The sequence below is a fragment of the Moraxella oculi genome (genome assembly GCF_023336735.1).
GTDB classification, from domain to species: Bacteria; Pseudomonadota; Gammaproteobacteria; order Pseudomonadales; family Moraxellaceae; genus Moraxella; species Moraxella oculi.
Genome location: NZ_JAMBAQ010000020.1, coordinates 1 through 21,602, shown reverse-complemented (window position 1 = coordinate 21,602; position 21,602 = coordinate 1). Strand labels below are relative to the sequence as shown.

20 protein-coding genes and 3 pseudogenes are annotated in these 21,602 nt (G+C 44.0%); 8 read left to right on the top strand and 15 right to left on the bottom strand.

Annotation, left to right across the window (positions count from 1 at the left end; all coding sequences use genetic code 11):
• The 3 genes and pseudogenes from M2R47_RS08350 to M2R47_RS08340 all read left to right on the top strand — a co-directional run.
• Nucleotides 1–82 (top strand): annotated as a pseudogene (locus M2R47_RS08350) (RNA-guided endonuclease TnpB family protein); the annotation flags it as partial.
• Nucleotides 83–195: 113 nt separating this feature from the next.
• Nucleotides 196–1,905 carry a SulP family inorganic anion transporter gene (locus tag M2R47_RS08345; protein WP_249101645.1) on the top strand — a complete coding sequence of 570 codons (1,710 nt, stop codon included), beginning with the start codon at nt 196–198 and terminating at the stop codon, nt 1,903–1,905.
• A gap of 126 nt (nt 1,906–2,031) precedes the next feature.
• Nucleotides 2,032–2,379, top strand: coding sequence for a protein tyrosine phosphatase family protein (locus M2R47_RS08340; RefSeq protein WP_249101642.1), 348 nt, complete (start codon nt 2,032–2,034; stop codon nt 2,377–2,379).
• A gap of 27 nt (nt 2,380–2,406) precedes the next feature.
• On the opposite strand, the gene M2R47_RS08335 is transcribed toward M2R47_RS08340, so the two are convergent.
• Nucleotides 2,407–3,102 (bottom strand): RluA family pseudouridine synthase, encoded by a 696-nt coding sequence (locus tag M2R47_RS08335; RefSeq protein WP_249101656.1) that lies wholly within the window; start codon nt 3,100–3,102, stop codon nt 2,407–2,409.
• 273 nt (nt 3,103–3,375) lie between these two features.
• Here M2R47_RS08335 and trxA point away from each other — a divergent pair, with 273 nt between their 5' ends.
• The 3 genes from trxA to M2R47_RS08320 all read left to right on the top strand — a co-directional run bounded on the left by trxA (nt 3,376) and on the right by M2R47_RS08320 (nt 5,830).
• A complete protein-coding gene (gene trxA, locus M2R47_RS08330; protein WP_249101640.1) occupies nt 3,376–3,696 on the top strand; it encodes a thioredoxin in 321 nt (106 codons plus the stop codon).
• A 210-nt stretch (nt 3,697–3,906) separates the two neighbouring features.
• A complete protein-coding gene (gene rho / locus M2R47_RS08325) occupies nt 3,907–5,175 on the top strand; it encodes a transcription termination factor Rho (RefSeq protein ID WP_249101637.1) in 1,269 nt (422 codons plus the stop codon).
• Between the two features lie 259 nt (nt 5,176–5,434).
• Nucleotides 5,435–5,830, top strand: coding sequence for a hypothetical protein (locus M2R47_RS08320; RefSeq protein WP_249101634.1), 396 nt, complete (start codon nt 5,435–5,437; stop codon nt 5,828–5,830).
• A 394-nt stretch (nt 5,831–6,224) separates the two neighbouring features.
• Here M2R47_RS08320 and M2R47_RS08315 read toward each other — a convergent pair whose 3' ends face one another.
• The 6 genes from M2R47_RS08315 to M2R47_RS08290 all read right to left on the bottom strand — a co-directional run bounded on the left by M2R47_RS08315 (nt 6,225) and on the right by M2R47_RS08290 (nt 11,864).
• The gene (locus tag M2R47_RS08315) at nt 6,225–6,485 is read right to left on the bottom strand and encodes a hypothetical protein (protein WP_249101631.1); all 261 of its coding nucleotides are present in this window, start codon (nt 6,483–6,485) and stop codon (nt 6,225–6,227) included.
• A gap of 84 nt (nt 6,486–6,569) precedes the next feature.
• Nucleotides 6,570–9,356 (bottom strand): preprotein translocase subunit SecA, encoded by a 2,787-nt coding sequence (gene secA / locus M2R47_RS08310; protein WP_249101627.1) that lies wholly within the window; start codon nt 9,354–9,356, stop codon nt 6,570–6,572.
• A 118-nt stretch (nt 9,357–9,474) separates the two neighbouring features.
• Complete coding sequence (locus M2R47_RS08305; protein ID WP_249101625.1) at nt 9,475–9,675, bottom strand: YqaE/Pmp3 family membrane protein; 201 nt, start codon at nt 9,673–9,675, stop codon at nt 9,475–9,477.
• Between the two features lie 61 nt (nt 9,676–9,736).
• Nucleotides 9,737–11,032 (bottom strand): glutamate-1-semialdehyde 2,1-aminomutase, encoded by a 1,296-nt coding sequence (gene hemL, locus M2R47_RS08300; RefSeq protein WP_249101622.1) that lies wholly within the window; start codon nt 11,030–11,032, stop codon nt 9,737–9,739.
• Nucleotides 11,033–11,153: 121 nt separating this feature from the next.
• The gene (locus M2R47_RS08295; RefSeq protein ID WP_249101619.1) at nt 11,154–11,525 is read right to left on the bottom strand and encodes a hypothetical protein; all 372 of its coding nucleotides are present in this window, start codon (nt 11,523–11,525) and stop codon (nt 11,154–11,156) included.
• A complete protein-coding gene (locus M2R47_RS08290; RefSeq protein WP_249101653.1) occupies nt 11,526–11,864 on the bottom strand; it encodes a zinc ribbon domain-containing protein YjdM in 339 nt (112 codons plus the stop codon). It abuts the gene before it with no gap.
• A gap of 161 nt (nt 11,865–12,025) precedes the next feature.
• Here M2R47_RS08290 and ygfZ point away from each other — a divergent pair, with 161 nt between their 5' ends.
• A complete protein-coding gene (gene ygfZ / locus M2R47_RS08285) occupies nt 12,026–12,739 on the top strand; it encodes a CAF17-like 4Fe-4S cluster assembly/insertion protein YgfZ (RefSeq protein WP_249101616.1) in 714 nt (237 codons plus the stop codon).
• Nucleotides 12,740–12,815: 76 nt separating this feature from the next.
• Here ygfZ and dtd read toward each other — a convergent pair whose 3' ends face one another.
• From dtd to bioA, 5 genes are read right to left on the bottom strand one after another with little or no spacing between them, the layout of a single operon-like run.
• Nucleotides 12,816–13,286 (bottom strand): D-aminoacyl-tRNA deacylase, encoded by a 471-nt coding sequence (gene dtd / locus M2R47_RS08280; protein WP_249101613.1) that lies wholly within the window; start codon nt 13,284–13,286, stop codon nt 12,816–12,818.
• A gap of 30 nt (nt 13,287–13,316) precedes the next feature.
• A complete protein-coding gene (bioD, locus tag M2R47_RS08275) occupies nt 13,317–13,988 on the bottom strand; it encodes a dethiobiotin synthase (protein WP_418001192.1) in 672 nt (223 codons plus the stop codon).
• Nucleotides 13,989–14,003: 15 nt separating this feature from the next.
• Nucleotides 14,004–14,762 (bottom strand): methyltransferase domain-containing protein, encoded by a 759-nt coding sequence (locus M2R47_RS08270; RefSeq protein WP_249101611.1) that lies wholly within the window; start codon nt 14,760–14,762, stop codon nt 14,004–14,006.
• Nucleotides 14,759–15,946, bottom strand: coding sequence for an aminotransferase class I/II-fold pyridoxal phosphate-dependent enzyme (locus tag M2R47_RS08265; protein WP_249101608.1), 1,188 nt, complete (start codon nt 15,944–15,946; stop codon nt 14,759–14,761). The genes M2R47_RS08270 and M2R47_RS08265 overlap by 4 nt, the downstream gene beginning before the upstream one ends.
• Nucleotides 15,939–17,228 carry an adenosylmethionine--8-amino-7-oxononanoate transaminase gene (gene bioA / locus M2R47_RS08260; RefSeq protein ID WP_249101606.1) on the bottom strand — a complete coding sequence of 430 codons (1,290 nt, stop codon included), beginning with the start codon at nt 17,226–17,228 and terminating at the stop codon, nt 15,939–15,941. Before bioA ends, M2R47_RS08265 begins: the two co-directional genes overlap by 8 nt.
• Before the next feature lie 209 nt (nt 17,229–17,437).
• Between bioA and asd the strand changes: the two genes are divergently transcribed.
• Nucleotides 17,438–18,274: an archaetidylserine decarboxylase gene (gene asd, locus M2R47_RS08255; RefSeq protein ID WP_249101603.1), complete on the top strand. Its 837-nt coding sequence runs from the start codon at nt 17,438–17,440 to the stop codon at nt 18,272–18,274.
• Between the two features lie 127 nt (nt 18,275–18,401).
• Here the strand turns inward: asd and uvrA are convergent, their stop codons facing one another.
• From uvrA to M2R47_RS08240, 3 genes and pseudogenes are all read right to left on the bottom strand, one after another.
• On the bottom strand, nt 18,402–21,266 hold the full coding sequence (gene uvrA / locus M2R47_RS08250; protein ID WP_249101600.1) for an excinuclease ABC subunit UvrA: 2,865 nt from the start codon (nt 21,264–21,266) through the stop codon (nt 18,402–18,404).
• 85 nt (nt 21,267–21,351) lie between these two features.
• Nucleotides 21,352–21,501, bottom strand: a pseudogene (locus M2R47_RS08245) (hypothetical protein); the annotation flags it as partial.
• Between the two features lie 19 nt (nt 21,502–21,520).
• Nucleotides 21,521–21,602: pseudogene (locus M2R47_RS08240) on the bottom strand (RNA-guided endonuclease TnpB family protein); the annotation flags it as partial.

Below are 21,602 nucleotides of genomic sequence, written 5' to 3'. Positions count from 1 at the left end.
GCATGATAGAGATATCAATGCTAGTAAGAACATTCTTGCGGTCGGGCTTGACCGTCTAGCAGTAGGAATCCCCTCGGTTTAGCGAGGGGAGGAAGTCAAGGCGAAAACTGATCAAAAATTTTGACAAGCATGTCAAAATCACAGAAAATAGGCGGTTTTTACAACCTGTTTACATACTTTGTATCTTGACTCACAATGACCATTCTCCCTGACTGGCTAAACACCTTAAAGCAACAGCCTAAACTCATCGTCAACGATCTAAGCTCAGGCCTGATGATGGCGATACTCGTTATCCCTCAAAGTTTGGGCTATGCCAGCTTGGCAGGCCTCCCACCCATCATGGGTCTTTATGCTTCAATTGTGCCCACCTTGGTGTATGCCTATATCGGTTCAAGCAGCGTGAGTGCCCTAGGGCCTGTTGCCGTAACCGCCATCATGACCAGCGGTGCCCTCTCTCATTATGCCTCAGGTAGCATGCAATACATCATGCTTTCCATCATGCTGGCATTCATGGTTGGGGTTATTTTATGCTTATCCAGCATGCTTCGGCTGGGCTGGATCATGCAGTTTGTCAGTCGTGGCGTTGCCAGTGGCTTTGTCAGTGCGGCGGCGGTGATGATCATCATCTCACAGCTTAAAAATCTCATCGGCGCACCCATCGCTGGCGACAGCCTTACCATCATCATCAATAATCTTTTACATGATGGTTTTTATATCCATGCAGAAACCGCTTTGCTGGGTCTTGCAACTTTGTCTTTATTATTCGCCAATCGCCATCTTAGTTTTTTATGGTCTTGGCTACCCAAGTCGAAAGCCGAATTTGCCAAACGCTTAGTCATCATCATTGTCGTGATGATTGGCATCATTTTTGCCAATCAGTTGCACTGGCAAGAGCTTGGCATCCATCTACTTGAGCCACTACCGACACAACTTCCAGCACTCAGCCCACCCATCTTATCCACCGATACCGTCCTAAAAATGATACCCTCAGCATTACTCATTGCACTCATCGCTTTCATTTCAAGCTCAACGGTGGCAGGAAGTTACGCACGCATTCACCAACAACCTTTCAATAACAACAAAGAGTTGCTCGGCTTAGGTCTTGCCAATATTGCCAGCAGCTTTTCTGGGGGATTTGCTGTTACAGGAGGAATCTCACGCACCAGCTTAAACATCAGTCTTGGTGCCAAAACGCCATTCGCTTCGGTGATTTGTGCGATAGGAATATTATCAATTTTGCTGTTTTTTGGTCAATATTTGACAGGATTGCCGTACGCCATACTTTCAGCCATCATCATCATGTCAGCAATACAAATGGTGGATTTGGATACCTTAAAAGACGCCATCAAGCACGATGGGGCTGATGCGTGGTGCTGGATCATCAGCTTCATCACCGCGATCGCTTTTGGATTGAACTTTGGTCTAAGTGCAGGAATGCTCACAAGCTTTGTCCTGATGGTGCATCGCTCACAGCGAGTGAACATTGCCACCATTGGTCAAATTGGCAATAGTGGACATTTTCGCGACATCACGCGCCATAAAGCAACCACTGTTGATAATCTGCTCATGCTACGCATTGATGAAAGCATCTACTTTGGCAATGCCACAACCATTCACAACACCTTGCGTGAACGCTGCTTCAACCACCCAAAGGCACAAGAGATCATTTTGGTCATGACCGCCGTCAATCATTTGGATCTGACCGCCCAAGACATGCTCCTTAATTTCAATCAAGAGCTTAAACAGCAAGGCAGATGCCTACATTTGGCAGAAGTGAAAGGCCCAGTACTAGACAGCCTAAAAAATGGCAAACTCATCAGCAAATTGTCTGGCAAAGTGTTTTTAAGCACCAAGCAGGCGATGGATGCTTTAAATCGCCAAAAAAATGATTGGTACGGCTTGTAGATTATTCCAAAATAACCACTTTTCATCAATTTTTTTATTTTTTGGAATAAGTTTATGCCAAATAACACATTGAGTTTAAGCAAAATTTTCGTTAAGATAACCAAAGTCTTTTAAAAAATTAAAAAAATGAATAAACAATCAGTCACTTTATACAAACAAATTCACCCCCATCAATGCCAAGTCTTGGCAAATTTAGGTTTTAGAAGTCTAATCAACCTAAGATTTGACAATGAATGCGATTACCAGCCAGCCAGCCACGATCTGCATCAAAGTGCGACCAAGATTGGTCTTGAATATCGACATTTACCCATAGATGGCGACTGTCTGCATTTAGACATGGTGAAAAAATTTGCTCAATTATTAAGCGAATTACCACACCCTGTGATGGTCTTTTGTGGCACTGGCAATCGTGCCAAACTCATTTACCAAAGTGCGGCAATCAGCGGTCTTATAGATGGCGACAGCATTGAATGATCTCACCTACCACCTCATCACCAACAATTAAAATGGCACTGTGCTTTGCCACTCCATCCAAACACCATGCTTTGGATGCTTTAGGCGGAGTTTATGGGCATGCAAATTAAGCCTAGAGTCAAGTTCCAATGCCAACCCATCGGCATAAATTGGATCGCCAATCATCACATGCCCAAGATGCACCATGTGTACTCGCAGCTGATGGCTACGCCCTGTGATGGGTTTTAAGGCAATGCGAGTTACAGGGTGTGATTGACCATCGCCATCGTTACGCCACTCATGGCACAGCACTTCATAGTGTGTCAAAGCTCTTTTGTGCCAATTCATATCAACGACATGGCGAGGTTTGGTCGTCGGTTCATAACGCACAGGCACATCAATGATGCCTTTTTTATTGTCATTCACCACGCCCATGACCACCGCCTGGTACTCCTTTGACGGTATGCGATCAATGAATTGCTTGGAGACATGGGTTTGGGCATGCTCATTTTTAGCAAAAATAATCAAACCTGATGTGTCCATGTCCAATCGATGAATGAGCTTAATGTTTGGATATGCCTTAAGCAACCGAGATTGCAAACTCACTTTTAAGAACCGCCCATCAACACTCAATAACCCCGCTGGCTTATCACCCACCCAAATATCGTCGTCTTCATAGACTGTGATGGACTGAATGAAATTTTCAAAAAAACCCTGATCTTTTTGGGATTCATCAGCCATCATTTGAGCAATGCTTTCATCGCTTAGGCGATCTTGGCGGTCGGTTCGATTGTCGGTTCGATTCATGATGTTTTGACACCGTGATTTAGAATGAGCGTTAATGGCAAAAAAATCTGCCCTTCTTGATAAAATTTTGTTATTATAGCACAATCAGATTGTCATTTTTTTAAACCCTAGAATCACTTAGGTATGTTTTATCATACCCAACCTTGAAAAATCACCAATCCACCTTTATAATTCATATGTCCCATTCTCAACCCAAATAGGTAGGAAATTATGTCTCTCATCAATACCACCGATGCAACCTTCGAACAAGATGTTCTAAAGTCTGATAAGCCTGTACTTGTGGATTTTTGGGCACCTTGGTGCGGCCCTTGCAAGGCCATTGCTCCAACCCTAGAAGAGCTGGCTCATGACTATGAAGGTCGTGCCGACATCATCAAAATCAATGTTGATGAAAATCCTGAAACTGCAGCACGATTCGGCATTCGTAGCATTCCAACGCTGTTTGTCTTTAAAAATGGTGAAAAAGTCGATACGATTGTCGGTGGTCGCCCAAAATCAGAACTTGCCCAATTATTGGACAAACATCTTTAAAACCCGTCAAAGACCAAAAGGCTTGTTTTTTTACAGGTCTTTTGGTTTTTTGCTTGATTTTACGAACAAAAACTCGTATCATTACACACCGTTGCATTCTTTCATTCAACCAGCAACATGTCCTTTTTTTTTTCTCATAAGATTTTTAGCCGTCCATTATCAGCATCATGCTGATGGCTTTCTCATGATCACTCTTTGCAAGACCTATCCATGAATCTAACCGAACTCAAAAGAAAATCCATCTCTGAGCTGCTTGCCATTGCAGAGCAAATAGGCCTTGAGAATATGGCTCGCAATCGTAAACAAGACATCATTTTTGCCATCTTAAAAACTCACGCCAGAAATGGCGAGCCGATTTATGGAGATGGTGTACTAGAAATTCTGCCTGATGGTTTTGGATTTTTGCGTTCATCAGAGGGTTCATATTTGGCAGGTCCTGATGACATCTATGTCAGCCCAAGCCAAATCCGCCGTTTTAACCTACAAACTGGCGACTCCATCGCAGGGCAAATCCGCCCACCTAAAGAACAAGAGCGTTATTTTGCCTTATTAAAAGTGAGTGAGATTAATTTTGATACACCAGATCGCAGTCGCCATAAGCTCATTTTTGAAAATTTAACACCGCTTTTCCCAACCGATCAGCTGACTCTTGAGCAAGGTAACGGAACTACCGAAGATCTGACAGGTCGTGTCATTGATTTGATTGCACCGATAGGTAAAGGTCAACGATCCATCATCGTCGCCCCGCCAAAAGCAGGTAAGACGGTATTATTGCAAAATGTTGCCCAAGCAATCTGCAAGAATCATCCTGAATGTTATCTCATCGTCCTACTCATTGACGAACGCCCTGAAGAAGTTACCGAAATGCAGCGTACGGTACGCGGTGAGGTGGTCGCCTCCACTTTTGATGAACCGCCACAGCGTCATATTCAAGTTGCCGAGATGGTCATCGAAAAAGCCAAACGACTGGTTGAGCATAAGCAAGATGTCGTGATTTTACTTGATAGCATCACTCGCCTTGCTCGTGCATACAATACAGTCATTCCATCAAGCGGTAAGGTGCTGACAGGCGGTGTTGATGCCAATGCCTTAGAACGACCAAAGCGTTTCTTTGGTGCGGCACGCAATGTTGAGGAAGGTGGTAGTTTGACCATCATATCAACGGCCTTGATTGACACAGGCTCTAAGATGGATGGGGTGATATTTGAAGAATTTAAAGGCACCGGCAACCAAGAAATAACCTTGGAACGAGATCTTGCTGAACGCCGTATCTTTCCAGCCATTAACATTAAAAAATCCTCTACTCGCCGTGAAGAACGCCTGTTTGATGAAGAAACACTGCGTCGTGTGTGGGTATTAAGAAAACTGCTTCAACCCATGGACGATTCACAAGCGACCGAATTTTTGCTTGACCGCTTGAAAGATTCAAAAACCAACGATGAATTTTTTAGCAACATGACCAAAAAATCAACAAGTTGATGATGCGTCATGTGGGAAATTGTAACAATCGATAACCATCAGAATGATGAAATAAAAACATGAAATCATTTGTTACAATTTTTTGGCTTTGATTAGGAAATTGTACTTTTCATTTTTTAAAATTTAGGTATAATACCTTTCCGGTTTAAAGTAAGATATTTTTTGCAATCCAAAAGCAGAAATGAATGATGATTTGATTCTGCCATTTTTTTGGTTTTCTAAATATGCTTACTGAATTATCAGCCTATGGAGATTTACTATGAAAACTAAACTAGTCCTATCTGCTCTTATCGCTTCTCTAGCACTAACCGCTTGCTCAAAGCCAGAAGAAAAAGCTGCTGACGCTGCACAAGATGCTAACGCTGCTGCTGTTGAAGCTCAACAAGCTGCTGACGCTGCACCTAATGACGCTACTGCTCAACAAGCTGCTGACGCTGCACAAGCTGCTGCTGCAACTGCTAATGCTGCTGCTGCAAATGCACAAGCCACTACTGGTGAAGCTGCCGACGCTGCTGCCGACGCTGCAAAAAATGCACAAGATGCTGCTGAAGAAGCTGCTGACGCTGCAAAAGATGCTGCAAACGCAGCAACTGCAACAGCAACTGATACTACCACTACTACCACCACTACTGTTGTTACTGAAGAGAAAAAATAATATCTCTCTACCTTAACATCACTGATAAAAAAGAGTCCTCCTTGGACTCTTTTTTGTTGAGCGAATTAAAAAGTTCATGACTCCTGGGATCATACAGGTAAATTAGCCATGCCAAATAAATCAAAACCCTCATCATATTCTAAATACTTTAAGCTGATCAAAAGCTTGGGGTGCTATTGATATGGTGTTAGATCTTGTTGGGTGATTGATTCTAACATGCTCAAAACACCACCAATAAATTAAGATTTTATGGCAGAATAATAAAGACACTGAATGAGCGGTTACTTTAACAAAAAACTCAAGTAACCTTTTTTGTAATTTTTACTGCCCAATTTATAAATTTATAATGGGTCATTCTCATGGTTAGTCTGGTGCGGCCCCCAAGATAAAAATGTCAGTTACTTAATTGATCATCATCGACTGACTCGACGACCTGCATTTGAGCATCACTGACAGCATCATCTTCCGTAGGTTCTAATACTGCTGGATCTTGTATCGTGATTTGATCGCCTGCAATACCATTTGGTTCAGCAGGCTCTGCCGACATGGGTACTACTTCAGGATCTGCAATCTCTGGTATGGCAAGCTCTTCTTTTTTGGAACAAGCTGTCACCATAACAGCCCACACGACCAGCAAATATAGAGATTTTTTCATCACACCTCCCCATTAAACAATTCACCAATTTTCAGTATGGCATAACAATCATACCAACAAGAAAATTTCTCTCCTTAGTTCTTATCAGGTAATCTTGCCATGACATTGCTTATACTTTAAGGAACTTCCACAAGGACATGGTGCATTTCGGCTGATGTTTTGTGGAATCACGACCGTTTCACTTTCTGTGTCATCAGCTGTTTGAGCATTCATGCCAGCAACCGCTCCTAATGTCAAACTGATATTCTGACTCGGTGCTTGGCGACTTTCTGACTGCTCCTGTTGCTCACCCAAATGATGATGCTCGAACTGCATTTGCATGGATTCAATTTGACGGCGACGCTCTTCTTCTAATGCTGCCAGTTCTTCAGGTGTTGGCACATGAACTCTTGCTAAGTCTTGAACAATATCGGATTTGATCGCACCAAGCATCGATACAAATAGTTCAAAAGATTCGTGTTTATATTCCTGCTCTGGATTTTTCTGTGCATAACTGCGCAAGTGAATGCCCTTACGCAATTGATCCATCTGGGTCAAATGCTCTTTCCAATGACGGTCAAGACTTTGAAGCATGAAATGGCGTTCAAGCTGAGCGGCACTTTCCTCACCCATCTGCACTCGTCTTTTTTCATATCGAGCAATGGCTGTGTCAATGATTTTGGCACGCAACCCTTCTTCATCAAGGCGACGGTCAGCATCAAGCCAGTCATTGATTGGCATATAATAACAGAATGCCTCTTCAATCTCATCCTCCAGCCCATCAATATTCCACTGGTCATCAACCGAACCAGGTGGTATGAATTGATTGATGAGTGCGTGGTACACCTCGTGATGCATGTCCTTAATAGAATCTTGTAGATCAGCCTGCCCTAGCAAATCATCACGCTGAGCATAAATCACTTTACGCTGATCGTTGGCAACATCATCATATTTAAGCAAGTTTTTACGCGCATCAAAATCCCTCGCCTCAACCTTACCTTGGGCATTTTCAATTGAACGAGATACCATCTTATGTTCAATGGCTTCATCTTCTTTTAGACCCATCGCACGAAACATATTGGTCACTCTGTCGCCTGCAAAAATACGCATGAGATCATCTTCAAGCGACAAAAAGAATCGAGATTGACCGGGGTCGCCTTGACGACCTGCTCGACCACGCAACTGATTGTCAATGCGACGAGATTCATGACGCTCAGAGCCGATGATATGCAATCCACCTGCTGCCTTGACAGCTTCATTGCGAAGTTTCCATTCCGCTTGTAGAGCCGCTTTTTGCTCCTCTGTCAGTTCGTGCAAGTTGTCGATTTGAGCCTGCCAATTCCCCCCCAATATGATGTCTGTGCCACGGCCAGCCATATTGGTGGCAATGGTTACGGCCGCAGGCTTACCTGCTTGGGCAATGACTTCTGCTTCGCGTTCATGTTGCTTAGCGTTTAAGACATTATGCACAATGCCCTCTTGGTCAAGCAAGTAAGACAAATCTTCACTGGCTTCAATGGTTGCTGTACCGACCAACACAGGCGCCCCTTTGGCAGTGATCTTTTTAATTTCTTTGATGATGCCTTGATACTTACCCATTTTGGTCAAGAAAATCTGATCATCCATGTCAATACGGGCGATTGGACGGTGTGTCGGAATGATCACCACTTCAAGATCATAAGTGGATTTAAATTCTGCCGCTTCCGTATCCGCTGTACCTGTCATGCCAGACAGCTTGTCATACAGACGGAAATAGTTTTGAAAGGTGGTTGTCGCCATCGTTTGGTTTTCAGACTGAATCTCCACATGCTCTTTGGCTTCTACTGCTTGATGAAGTCCCTCTGACCAGCGGCGACCCGGCATGGTACGACCTGTATTTTCATCCACAATGATCACTTCACCATCTTGGACGATATAGTGAATATCCTTGATAAAAATATGATGTGCACGAATTGCTGCCTGTACATGTGCAAGCAGTGGCAGGCGAGCTGGGCTATATAAACTTTCGTTTTCACCAAGCTGTCCAACTTCAACCAAGAAACTCTCGATTTTTTCGTAGCCTTTTTCACTGATCTCAATGGCACGATTTTTCTCATCAATCCAAAAATCACCATCTTTATTGTCTTTATTAAGCTCCTCATCCTTTGAACGAATCAAGCGTGGAATGATGTTGTTAATGAGAGCATACAGCTCAGCCGAATCTTCGGCTTGACCTGAAATGATGAGTGGCGTACGAGCCTCGTCAATTAAGATACTATCAATTTCATCAATGATGCAGTAGTTGAGAGGTCGCTGTTTTTTTTCAGATAGGCTAAACACCATGTTATCACGCAGGTAGTCAAAGCCGTATTCATTATTTGTGCCATAAGTAATGTCAGCACGATAAGCCTCAAACTTTTCTTGTGGGGGCTGTTGGCTATATATCACCCCTACCGTCAACCCCAAAAACCCAAATAATGGGCGGTTCAACTCAGCATCACGACCCGCCAAATAATCATTGACAGTAACGACATGCACACCTTTGCCACTGATGGCGTTGAGATAAATAGCAAGGGTTGCCATCAGCGTTTTACCCTCACCTGTTTTCATCTCGGCAATCTTGCCTTCATGCAATGTCATGCCACCAATAAGCTGAACATCATAATGCCTCATGCCATTGACACGAATGGACGCTTCACGGCACACCGCAAAAGCTTCCGGCAACAGATCATCAAGACTCTCACCTTGCTCATAACGATTTTTAAACTCAAAGGTTTTTTGACGCAACTCGTCATCAGTCAACTGTTGAATGGTGGGTTCGTAGGCATTGATTTTTGCCACAACCTTACGCATTCTTTTAAGTTCTCGTTCATTTTTGGTGCCGATCACAGCACTGATGATTTTTGTTAGCATTTGCGTCATTCCAAATTGCACAAGGGCAAAAAATTTGATTAATCAAGATTATGGTTATAAAAATTAAAAAATCAAGCAGGTCATGAATTTTTAACCAAGCAATGAAAGCGGAGGTGTATCAATTGCCTTGTAATTGATTTTTCATTTGCTTAATCTTTTGGTCAGTTTGATATTGGCTCAACGCATACACTGCCCAAATTGTCGCAGGCAACCAGCCAATCAGTGTGATCTGCAAAAACAAGCAAACCACTCCTACCAATGGTCGTCCAATGGTAAAAAAGGTCAACCATGGAATGAATAAAGCAATTAACAGTCTCATATTTTTTTCCTAAAATCAGACACACTCAAACTACGCTTTGGATCAAGCCTGCCATCAACCATCAGCCATCAGCCAGCTCAAAGAATGCCTTATCCGCACAAGCGATCGTCTTATCCAAATCTTCATAAGTATGTGCCGAACTCATGAAAGATGCTTCAAAGGCAGATGGGGCAAGATAAACACCCTGTCTTAGCATGGCATGGAAAAATTGATTAAAGCGTGCGGTATCGGCATTCGCCACATCGCTAAAATTTTGTGGCAACTGTTCGGTAAAAAACAATCCAAACATACCGCCTACAAAACAAGCATTAAAAGCAATGTCATATTTATTCGCCTTGTCTTGCAAACCTGCAACCAAATATTCCGTCTTTTTGGTCAGATTTTCATAAAAACCATCACAAACCAACTCATCAAACATCGCCTTGCCAGCGCGCATCGCCAAAGGATTTCCTGAAAGTGTGCCAGCTTGATACACTCCTCCCAAAGGAGCAATATGTTCCATAATCTCACGCTTGCCACCAAACGCTCCGACAGGCAATCCTGCTCCGATGATTTTACCAAAAGTAGTCAGGTCAGGCGTGATGCCAAAATATTCACTTGCCCCCTTTAATCCCACACGAAACCCCGTCATCACCTCATCAAAAATCAACACCACACCATACTGAGTGCACAGCTCTCGTAAGGTGGCATGAAATTGCTGACTTGGAATGATCATATTCATATTACCGGCGATTGGTTCGACAATCACACAGGCAAGCTCTTCCCCAAACTTCTCAAAAGCTTGTTTTAGGGCATCAAGGTCGTTGTAAGGCAATGTTAGAGTGTGCTTGGCAAAATCAGCAGGCACACCTTTGGAAGTTGGCTCTCCAATGTCCAGCATGCCAGAACCAGCTTTGACCAGTAAGCTGTCGCTATGCCCATGATAACACCCTTCAAACTTCACAATTTTATCTCGACCTGTATAGCCACGCGCCAAACGAATCGCAGACATCGTGGCTTCTGTACCACTAGACACCATGCGAATCAGCTCGATATGGTCAATGAGCTCGCAAATCAAATCTGCCATCGTCGTCTCAAAAGGCGTTGGCGCCCCAAAAGACAATCCATCATCAGCTGCCGACTTGACAGCACTGATGACCTTATCATGTGCATGACCAAGAATCATCGGACCCCACGAACCAACATAGTCAATATAAGGCTGGTTTTGAGTGTCGTAAATGTATGCCCCTTTTGCACGACTGACAAACACAGGCGTGCCGCCAACACCAGTAAAGGCACGAACTGGCGAATTAACACCTCCTGGAATGTGTCGTTTGGCTTTTTCAAACAGCAAGTGGTCGGCAGTCAATTGAGTCATTTTTCATCTCTTTATATTAAGTTTATTAAATTAAAATCCATCATTCATCAAAAAAAGGGGGGCGTAAGGTGAAATCAGGTATTATTCAGGCATTATTTTTTGAAATATTCCATCATGGTGCTTACTGAGTATCACGACAAAAATAGTCATCACTTAAACTAACACAAGGAAGCCAGCCTATCGCACCAACAGGAACGCTTTCATGATTCTTAGGGGTCGTCATTTTTACCCAAGCCCAATCACCATAAATCCCAAGTACCTCCACCACATCACCAATATGCACATCAAGTTCGGTTGGGTTGTAGTTCACCAGCAACAAATCATTCAGCAAAAAACCACCCCATACAAAAATCTCTACACCTCCCACATCCACATCAGCACTGTACCAATTCGGGTAGTTTTGACAAGGCTTAACATTGAATAGGCGAGTTTTAGCAGGAATGGTCTTAAAAATGCCAATATTTTGATGCTTCTGAATGACATGGCGGTGCATTTATGCTTTTTTCACCACGCCAGACTTTAATTTCATTGCCCCAAAACCGTCTATTTTACAATCAATATCATGGTCGTCAGGTGCGTCATGGATTAAGCGAATGGACTTGACTTTGGTGCCAACTTTAATAGGAGTACTCGATCCTTTAACCTTCAAATCTTTAATCACAGTAACACTATCGCCATCGTTTAGCACATTGCCTACCGCATCCTTAATCACACGAATGTCAGCAATCTCCTCGCCAGCCAGCCATTCATGGCTACACATCGGACAAATCAACAGTTCGCCATCTTGATAAGTATAGTTCTCTTCACATTTTGGACAGGCAGGCAAGCTCATGGTCATTCCCAATCTTTAAATCAATTCATTAAAAGCATCATGAAAATATCCGCTTAGTATAACAGATTTTCGTGATTTTTTGTTGACACAAAATATCAATCTTAGCTTGAACATGCTACAATGGCAATCATCAGCTTAAATTTCATTAAGAAAAAAATCCCATGACAAACACCACTTTCGAACAACTCATCATCAGTGGCAAAGATGCCGCCAAATTCTTACAGGGTCAATTAACCATCAATGTCAATAAACTCAATACCGCCCTCACCCCATGTGCCATCAGTGATTTGAAAGGTCGTGTACAGTTTGGGCTATGGGTCAATCGCAATGATGACGAGACTTTTACAGTCATCACGACCAGTGATTGCATGCAAGATCTCATCACTCATCTTAAAAAGTACGGTGCATTCTCAAAATTTCACACCAGTGAGACCACCCCCATTTACCCTACCGCCAAAGACGACTTACCGACTTTTAGTAACGATGATCGTGAGGCAGATTTTACAAGATGGGCGATGATGAGCATTGCCAATGGCAATTACTGGATTACCAGAGACACTCAGGGACTGTTCCAACCCCAAGAGCTACGCTTACATCAGCGCGGTGGTGTAGATTATGACAAAGGGTGCTATCTGGGGCAAGAGGTCATCGCACGATTGTGGTTCAAAGCATCCCCAAAAGCGTATTTACATCGAATATTACTACCCCAAGAGTGCCAATTCGGCGAAAAAATCGACAAAATCCAAATCGTCAATGGCGTAATGGTCGCTGATGGATTTGATGCTTTGGTCATCGGTACGCCTGATGCTGTCAGTCAAGCAGGGCAAATACTACCACTACCCAATTCCTTGATGGGCGGTGTGGCTCGCCCTTAGTAATCACAAATATCAAGCCATCACCGTCAGCATGCTTGGCGGTTTGTGGCTGGTGATGACAGACATCGCCTCCCCATCAACTTTTGGGATTTGTCATCACTTCTAAAACAAAGTTTATTGGCCCATCATTGACTGCCGTTACTGTCATATCTGCCCCAAACTCACCAGTCTGCACACTTGGGTGGACCGATCTGGCATAATTGACCAATTCTTCAAACACAAGCCGTGCATGAGCAGGTGGCATGGCTGGGGCAAAATCAGGGCGACGACCCTTATCGGTCTTTGCCATTAGGGTGAATTGTGATACCAGCAAAAGCTCTCCTTTGACATCAGACAGCGATTTGTCTAACTTACCAAGCTTATCTGCATCGGTGGTATTTTCAAAAATTCGATAAGCCAAAATCTTATCAATCAGTCTGCATGCACCTTCAACATCGTCATCTTGACCAATACCAATGTAGGCAAGCACACCAACACCAATACTCCCCACGGTTCGATCAGCGACAACAACCTTGGCAGAATTTACTCGTTGAATGAGCGCTTTCATATGATTCCTTAAATTCCTAAAATCAATCATTCAGACCATCGCAGGAATGGTCCACCACAGCGTCTGACCAAAATGCTTATTCAGATGGTTTTGTAGATATCGTTTGGTATCAGCACTGATAAGCACATCTTGGTCATCATGAAATTCATTATAGACAAGTGCATGGAGACGAATGTTGCGATTTTTAATGCTCTCAAGACTTAGTAGCGTATGATTGATGCTACCAAGCCTACCAGAAGTTACTAAAATGATGGGGTAATCATGGCGTGCGACATAATCAATCGTCAAAACACCGCCATCTTCATCATCAGTCAAAGGCACCAACAGACCGCCTGCCCCTTCTAGCAGCACCACGCTGTACAATTCTAAAAGCTTGGTCGTACAATGCTCAATGCGTGCTAAGTCCACCGACACATCAGCCAAACGACTTGCCAAATGTGGTGAAGCTGGATAGGGTAACAGTACAGGCATCGTCTCACCACACTCATCACACGCCTGCAATGACACGCCCATCAATGAACGATGTGTGATGATGTCATCTGAAATGCCTTGACTGCCTGTCTGAATGAGCTTTTGGGTGATGACCGACACACCTTGCTCTTGTAGCCGCCTGGCTATCATACCTGTGGCAATACTTTTGCCAATATCAGTGTCAATGCCACTGATGAAATACACCCCTTGCATTGGATTTGTGGTATTCATAATCATGCCGTCATATTAAAGTTTTTTGGCGATTAAAATCATTGGTTCATAGGTCAAAGGCAAGCCCTCATCATCTGCATATGATTGATAAGCCTGACAAAACCTTGACAAAGATTCTTTACTCCAATGAAAATCGCTGTCCGTCGCTGTAACGCCTGTTGCTTGCAAATGCCTTAGTACCGCCATCGCATTATCAAAGTGCAAAGTCTGCTGATAGACCGCATGATACTCCATGCAAAAGCCAGACTGAATAAGTCGCTCAACAATCTCATCAAGCGAATAATATACCAAGCCACGATTGGTCAAGCGTTTGAGTTGCCAAAGATTATTTTTGCCAAAAGTACTAAATGCCAGCACTCCGCCCATCGCCAATGACTGATGGATTTTGGCAAACAACTCATCAAGTGGATAAATCCATTGTAAAACCGAACCAGACAGAACCAAATCCAGCCCAGTTGGTAGGCTTATTTTTCCAATATCGCCCAATAAAAATCGGTAAGCATCGGCTGGGATTAGCAGGCGATTTTGGGTAATTTTGTCATACAAATCATTAAGATATAGCAGGTCTGGCACATAGTATTGTAACAACTGCTCGGTCAAACCACCACTTCCACAGCCAATCTCCAATACTTGGGCAAAGTGCGTTTGTGTAGGCGGTCGCAGCCCAACCAATGCCGACATAAGCCTTTTGGCAGCCACTTTTTGGGCGATGGCATTGTTTTGATAGGTGTCATAAGCAGCACTAAAGCGTCGAGCAATACGCACCACATTCATGATTGCACCTGCCAGGCGATGATGTCCAACACCTTTTGCAACTTCTCAAACTCATCATCACTGATGGTTGCATTAAGACACAAGCGAAGACGGGCTTGATTGATGGCAACAGTAGGCGGCCTGATGGCAAGTGCAAATAATCCGTGTGATTGACACAATTTTGCTGCTGCCAATGCTTTGGCATTCTCCTTCAAAACAATCGGTACGATATGGCTTTTTGAACCACACGCCAAGCCAAGGTCTTTAACATGGGCAATCAGCCTGGCTGAAAGGTCTGCCAGCCTTTGCCGCTCAGCACCAAGCTTATCAATCCTTGCCACGACAAAATCCGTCCATGCAACATTAATAGGTGGCAAGGCGGTACTAAAAATCAATGGTCTTACCACATTGATGAGGTATTTCTTTAAAACCTGATGACAAATTACATACGCACCCATCGACCCCATCGCTTTGCCAAATGCACCCACCACAAGGTCAATTTCATCAAGCACGCCAAAGTCTTGACCGCACCCAAGTCCACCCATGCCGTGTGTACCGATGGCATGCGCTTCATCAACATACAGCATTGATTTGTCGTAACGATTTTTAAGCCGAACAAGCATAGCCAAATCAGTAACATCGCCATCCATGCTAAAAATGGATTCGGTCATGATGACAATTTGGTGGATGCGGTCATCATCTTGATATTTTTGTAGCAACCGCTCCAATTGTACAAAATCTTGATGGGCATAACGCACACACTTAGCACGGCTTAGGCGAATGCCATCGATCATGCTGGCATGCACCAGCCTATCAGCCAAAATCATCGTACCATCATCGCACAGTGCAGGAATGATGCCAATGTTGGCATGATAGCCGCTATTAAACAGCAGGCATGAACGCCCAAAAAGACCTTGCATTCTACTCTCTAAGCGTTCATAAATGCTAAAATTACCAGTTAAAAGTCGTGATGATGAAGCACCAAGCTGATATTTTGGAGCAACATTTGTTAAAAACTCCGCCTGCCAATCACTGTTTGTGGCAACGCCCAAATAGTCATTGCTAGCAAGGTTTAATAACGACTTGCCATAAGCCAACCTAATATGCCGCTTACAATGCGTCAAAGGATAAAAAGCTCGCACATTATTCTTTTGATTCAGATGGCTTAATTTGTCAGCATATTTTTGTAGCAGTTTTTCACGCATCGTTCCACTCATTTACCAAGGCAGCCACACCACTAAGCAAATGGGTCAATTCATCATCACTGATGATAAAAGGTGGCATCACATACACAAGTCGCCCAAAAGGACGAATCCAAATCTTATGTTCAATGAGCCGATCTTGCACCCAAGCCATGTCAATCGGTGCCGTCAGCTCCACCACCGCAATCGCTCCAAAAACACGCACATCAGCCACGCATTTAAGCACTTTCAAGGGGGATAAAACTTGTCGGCAAATCTGTTCAATGTGAGTGATTTTACCCTGCCAATCTGATGACAATAACACATCAATGCTCGCCATTGCCACACGACACGCCAAAGGATTTGCCATAAAAGTTGGCCCATGCATGAACACGCCATCATCAGCACTGATGCCATGTGCTACTTCACTGGTCGTCAATACTGCCGAAAGCGTCATGTAACCACCTGTCAACGCCTTGCCCAAACACATGATGTCTGGCACAATGTTGGCATGCTCACAAGCGAATAACTTGCCCGTCCGACCAAATCCTGTGGCAATTTCATCAGCAATCAACAACACGCCATGGCGATCACACAACTCACGAATGGCTTTGAGATAATTAGGATGATAAAATCGCATACCCCCCGCCCCTTGCACCACAGGCTCAATAATGAACGCAGCAAGTGTTTCATGATGCTTGGCAAAGGCGTTTTGAATGTCAATCAAGGCATCATCTGACCAATCATCACCCAACTTCACACTGGGTGCTGGCACAAAAATACGATTCGGCAACGCCTCACCAAAAATCTGATGCATGCCTGTTACAGGATCACACACACTCATTGCATTCCAGGTATCGCCATGATAGCCAGAACGGGTCGTGATGATGTTTTGTTTGGCAGATCTGCCCTGTGCATGCCAATATTGTACTGACATTTTTAGGGCGACTTCTACGGCCACCGAACCAGAATCAGCATAAAAAATATGTTGCAGGGGTTTAGGGGTAACTTTTAGTAATCGCTTACCAAGCTCTATGGCAGGCGTATGCGTCAAGCCACCAAACATCAGATGCGACATTCGCCCCAGTTGCTCTGTGATGGCAGCGTTTAACACAGGATGATTATAACCATGAATCGCACACCACCAAGACGACATGCCATCAACCAACACCGTCCCATCAGCCAATGTAATTAAACAGCCGTCAGCCTTTACCGCTTTAAGTGCGGCGATCGGCCGAGTCATTGATGTGTAAGGATGCCATAAATGTGTAATATCAAAGTCATCAAAATTTTGTGCAACAGACATCAAGCCACCCATTAAAAATGCTTATCATATCGGATTTTTGGCATAAATGATAGCTCAAACAATATTTTTATGCTTGCATGATTGATGATCAACCGCCTTAATACGCACGCATATTTTTAAGTTTTTTTGTATATCTTTGTTAATAACATGCCGTAATCTGTGCAAAATGGGTTACAATGCCATGTTCTAACTTTTATTTGACATTTATCATGAATCTATTTTGCATCCTACAAAATCTCGTTCCCCAACAAGCTTTATCCGAATTGGCAGGAACCCTCGCCAAAAGCGACAATCCTTATGTCAAAAAAGCCTTAGTTCACGCCTTTGCCAAAGCTTATGACATTGATTTAAAAGAGTATAAAAAAGACAGTCTGGATGACTATGTCAGCTTTAATGAATTTTTTACTCGTGAATTAAAGCCAGGTGCACGCCCCATTAATGAGATGCCAAATAGCATCGCCTGCCCTGCTGACGGCACAGTCAGCCAAATCGGCACCATCACACACGGTCAGCTCATCCAAGCCAAAGGGCGTGAATACGATGTCAGTCAGCTCTTAGCAAATTATGAGCTGGGACAATCGTTTAATGATGGCTCCTTTGCCACCATCTACCTTGCCCCAACCAACTACCACCGTGTACACATGCCTTTTGATGGCACATTGACCGCCACTCGCTACCTACCTGGTACGCTGTTTTCAGTCAATAATACCACCGCTGCCAATGTGCCTGATTTATTTGCCAGAAATGAACGCCTTGTGTGTGAGTTTGATACCCAATGGGGTAAGTCTTGTGTGATTTTGGTTGGTGCGATGATTGTCGCTGGTATTGAATGCGTGGCGACAGGCGCCATCAAACGCACGCCTTACATTCAAGAGCGTTCGCATGATTTGATGCTTAAAAAAGGCGATGAGTTGGGCAGATTTTATCTTGGTTCGACCGCCATCATCGTTTTACCAAAATCAGCACAGGTTGCTTGGAGTGATGAGTTGACGCACGGTAAAACAGTCAAAATGGGCGAGTGCATCGGAATGCGACAACCCCAATAAACACAAGCAAATCAAAACACAAAAAGACGAATGTCATGATTCGTCTTTTTGTGTTTCACAAAGCCGTGATTTTGGCATATCCTTTTGATGATAGACCATGCCAATCTTGTTTGACCCCTCATGCTCTTTACAGACCAAGCATTGGTCGTAAAAACCTGCCTGTATGCGAACGCTCATCTTTGGCAACCTCTTCTGGTGTGCCAAAAGCAACAATCTCACCGCCACCAGCACCACCTTCATAACCCAAATCAACAATATGATCGGCTGTTTTGATGACATCAAGATTGTGCTCAATGACAACGATTGTATTTCCTTTATCTCTTAAGGCATGCAAAATATCAAGAAGCTTTTTAATGTCATGAAAATGCAGACCAGTTGTTGGCTCATCTAAGATATAAAGCGTCTGCCCTGTATCTCTTTTAGCAAGCTCTTTGGCAAGCTTCACCCTTTGTGCCTCACCCCCTGAGAGTGTCGTGGCAGACTGCCCCAGCGTGATGTACCCCAAACCTACCTGCATGAGAGCTTCTAATTTACGGGCAATCGCAGGTATCGCCTCAAAAAACACCAAAGCATCCTCAACGGTCATGTCCAATACATCGCTGATGGATTTACCCTTATAGCGAATTTCTAGCGTTTCACGATTATATCGCTTACCAGCACAAACATCGCACGGCACATACATGTCTGGCAAAAAGTGCATCTCCACCTTAATCATACCATCGCCTTGGCAAGCCTCACAACGACCTCCTTTGACATTAAAGCTAAATCTTCCAGCCTTATAGCCCCGAGCTCTTGCCTCTGGCGTCTGGGTAAACAAATCTCGAATGAGCGTAAACACACCTGTATAGGTAGCGGGGTTTGAGCGTGGTGTACGACCAATCGGACTTTGATCAATATCCACCATTTTGTCCAAATGTTCAAGCCCTGTGATTTTGTCATATGCCTCTGGCACAAGCGTGGTTGCATTGTTCAGCTTGGTTGCCGATAGGGGCATGAGTGTGCGATTGATGAGTGTGCTTTTGCCAGAACCTGACACGCCTGTGATGCAGGTCATGACGCCGATTGGGATGGCTAGATTGACATTTTTTAGATTATTCCCCCTAGCACCTTCTAGGCGAATATAGAGTGGCTCACTGACGGTTTTTTTACCTTTCTTAACTTCGCCTATTTTTGCTTGATAGCGAACAGTAGGGATTTCTATGCGTTTTTTACCCAATAAATACTGACCTGTGAGTGATTGTTCATTAGCAGCAATCTCATCTGCCGTCCCTGTGGCAATCACTCGCCCACCATGCACGCCTGCCCCCACACCGATATCAATGATGTGATCTGCCATGCGAATGGCATCTTCATCATGCTCTACCACAATCACCGTATTGCCCAAATCACGCAAATGCGTCAGTGTGGATAACAAGCGATCATTATCCCTTTGATGCAGACCAATTGATGGCTCATCTAGCACATACATCACTCCCATCAGACCTGCCCCAATTTGACTGGCCAATCGAATGCGTTGTGCCTCACCTCCCGATAGCGTCTCAGCTGAACGGGCAAGGGTGAGATATTCAAGCCCTACTTTGGTCAAAAACCCCAGCCGTTCACGAATTTCCTTAAAAATCTTATCCGCCACTTCGCCTTTAGCACCATCAATTTTTAAGTTTTCATAATACTGCCAAGCCTGTCCAATCGGCAGATGAATAATATCTCCCACGCCACGCCCATCAACTTTCACACTTCTGGCGATTTCGTTTAATCGCACGCCTTGACAAACATTACAGGTGGTGTCGGACAAGTATTGAGCAAGCTCATCTCGTACGATATTACTCGTGGTGCTGTAATAGCGGCGCTCCAAGTAAGGCAAAATTCCTTCAAATGGGACGGTTTTAACTGTTTTTCGTCCTCGCTCATCTGTGAAGTTAAAGGTCAGTTTTTCTTTACCAGAGCCATTTAGGATGATATTTTGTTGTTTTTTAGCCAAGCTTTGCCATGGCACATCCATGTCAATACCAAAATGCTGACAAACAGTGGTCAGAAGTCCAAAATAGTAGGCGTGGCGTTTATCCCAACCATGGATCGCCCCCTGATTGATGGATTTGGCAGGCTCAGTAACAATGCGGTCAGCAGAGAAATACTGGCGTTTGCCCAAGCCATCACAAGAAGGGCATGCACCAGCAGGATTATTAAAACTGAACAATCTTGGTTCTAACTCACTGACCGCTCGATCACAGGAAGGACAGGAGTGTCTGGCAGAAAGTATCGTCTCCTCCCCAGTGGTCATGTCATGCACCACGGCAATGTCGCCACCAAGTCGCAAAGCGGTCTCCAAACTCTCCGCCACTCGATTACCCAAATCCTCACGCACTTTAAATCTATCCACCACCACTTCAATGGTGTGTTTGTGCGTCTTGGTAAGAGTTGGCAACTCATCCATCTCATAGACCACGCCATCTATACGCACCTTGGTAAAACCTTGGACTTGTAAACTGTCTAGCAGTGCCACATGCTCACCTTTACGCTCACGCACGATCGGAGCAAGGAGCATCAGCTTGGTGTCTATGGGTTTGGCGAGAATGTCATCCACCATCTCACTCACCGTCTGGGCGACCATGGGCAAGCCGTGTTCAGGACAGTATGGCGTACCAACACGAGCAAATAGCAGACGCAAATAATCATACACTTCGGTGATTGTGCCAACCGTAGAGCGTGGGTTGTGGTTGGTAGATTTTTGTTCAATGGCGATGGCGGGTGAAAGACCCTCAATGCTGTCTACCTCAGGCTTATCCATTTGACTTAAAAACTGACGAGCATAAGCGGACAAGCTCTCCACATAACGGCGTTGACCTTCAGCGTAGAGCGTATCAAAGGCAAGCGATGATTTACCAGAGCCTGACAGTCCTGTGATGACGACCAGCTTATCTCTTGGAATGTTCACATCAATGTTTTTTAGATTGTGCGTGCGTGCACCCTTAATGCTGATGTATTCGTGTGCCATGGGTTTTTGCCTTATTGTTCGTCTTTTATGTTTCAATCATATGATAAAACATAATGGGGCAAATGGCACGCTTTTTAAAGTACGCTTAGATTTTATTTAGGCAAATTACTCTATCTGCACTCGCTATTGTCTCTAGGCGATGGGTAATCATTATTCTTGTGATATTTAAAGATTTAATCATTTCATTAATTTCTTGTTCTTTTTCAACATTTAAATGACTGGTTGCTTCGTCCATTATTGACTTCCTCCCCTCGCTAAACCGAGGGGATTCCTACTGCTAGACGGTCAAGCCCGACCGCAAGAATGTTCTTACTAGCATTGATATCTCTATCATGC

Coding starts and splice junctions, on each gene's coding strand:
- M2R47_RS08270 (WP_249101611.1), bottom strand. CDS start 14,762: ATGAATGTGGTGCGTATTGCTCGACGCTTTAGTGCTGCTTATGACACC.
- asd (WP_249101603.1), top strand. CDS start 17,438: ATGAATCTATTTTGCATCCTACAAAATCTCGTTCCCCAACAAGCTTTA.
- rho (WP_249101637.1), top strand. CDS start 3,907: ATGAATCTAACCGAACTCAAAAGAAAATCCATCTCTGAGCTGCTTGCC.
- ygfZ (WP_249101616.1), top strand. CDS start 12,026: ATGACAAACACCACTTTCGAACAACTCATCATCAGTGGCAAAGATGCC.
- bioD (WP_418001192.1), bottom strand. CDS start 13,988: ATGAATACCACAAATCCAATGCAAGGGGTGTATTTCATCAGTGGCATT.
- M2R47_RS08335 (WP_249101656.1), bottom strand. CDS start 3,102: ATGATGGCTGATGAATCCCAAAAAGATCAGGGTTTTTTTGAAAATTTC.
- hemL (WP_249101622.1), bottom strand. CDS start 11,032: ATGACTCAATTGACTGCCGACCACTTGCTGTTTGAAAAAGCCAAACGA.
- M2R47_RS08265 (WP_249101608.1), bottom strand. CDS start 15,946: ATGCGTGAAAAACTGCTACAAAAATATGCTGACAAATTAAGCCATCTG.
- trxA (WP_249101640.1), top strand. CDS start 3,376: ATGTCTCTCATCAATACCACCGATGCAACCTTCGAACAAGATGTTCTA.
- secA (WP_249101627.1), bottom strand. CDS start 9,356: ATGCTAACAAAAATCATCAGTGCTGTGATCGGCACCAAAAATGAACGA.
- M2R47_RS08320 (WP_249101634.1), top strand. CDS start 5,435: ATGAAAACTAAACTAGTCCTATCTGCTCTTATCGCTTCTCTAGCACTA.
- M2R47_RS08305 (WP_249101625.1), bottom strand. CDS start 9,675: ATGAGACTGTTAATTGCTTTATTCATTCCATGGTTGACCTTTTTTACC.
- M2R47_RS08290 (WP_249101653.1), bottom strand. CDS start 11,864: ATGAGCTTGCCTGCCTGTCCAAAATGTGAAGAGAACTATACTTATCAA.
- uvrA (WP_249101600.1), bottom strand. CDS start 21,266: ATGGCACACGAATACATCAGCATTAAGGGTGCACGCACGCACAATCTA.
- M2R47_RS08315 (WP_249101631.1), bottom strand. CDS start 6,485: ATGAAAAAATCTCTATATTTGCTGGTCGTGTGGGCTGTTATGGTGACA.
- dtd (WP_249101613.1), bottom strand. CDS start 13,286: ATGAAAGCGCTCATTCAACGAGTAAATTCTGCCAAGGTTGTTGTCGCT.
- M2R47_RS08345 (WP_249101645.1), top strand. CDS start 196: ATGACCATTCTCCCTGACTGGCTAAACACCTTAAAGCAACAGCCTAAA.
- bioA (WP_249101606.1), bottom strand. CDS start 17,228: ATGTCTGTTGCACAAAATTTTGATGACTTTGATATTACACATTTATGG.
- M2R47_RS08295 (WP_249101619.1), bottom strand. CDS start 11,525: ATGCACCGCCATGTCATTCAGAAGCATCAAAATATTGGCATTTTTAAG.
- M2R47_RS08340 (WP_249101642.1), top strand. CDS start 2,032: ATGAATAAACAATCAGTCACTTTATACAAACAAATTCACCCCCATCAA.